The 332-nt window shown below is 49.4% G+C and carries 1 pseudogene; it reads left to right on the top strand.

The features are described 5' to 3' along the window. Positions 1-33 precede the first annotated feature (33 nt). Positions 34-332: pseudogene (locus LKK83_RS25725) on the top strand (Uma2 family endonuclease); the annotation flags it as partial.

Here is a 332-nt window from a genome sequence, read left to right as displayed (position 1 = left end):
AGAACAAAAGTTGTCTCAAACCGGGCAGGTAATATGGTACAAAGTCACCCGTCATCGGATATTCCCACCGTTCCCCCGGGCGAACTATGGAGCGAGGAACCGCCATTGGAAAGCTATCGCCATTTGAAACAATTAATCCTGTTACTAACATGTTTGGAGCGCTATTGGCAAGAGCGCACCGACTTTTTCGCCGGGGCAAACATGAGCGTTTATTACAGTACCCGACAGCGCAAATCAGAAGACATGCGCGGACCGGATTTTTTTGTGGTTTTGGATACCCAACGGCGAGAACGGAAAAGCTGGGTGGTGTGGGAAGAAGATGGGAAATATCC

It is taken from the genome of Phormidium sp. CCY1219 (assembly GCF_035615515.1).
In the GTDB taxonomy this organism is placed as follows: Bacteria; Cyanobacteriota; Cyanobacteriia; order Cyanobacteriales; family Laspinemataceae; genus CCY1219.
Note: the sequence above shows the minus strand (reverse complement) of the source record. Positions and strands in the feature narration are given on the sequence as shown.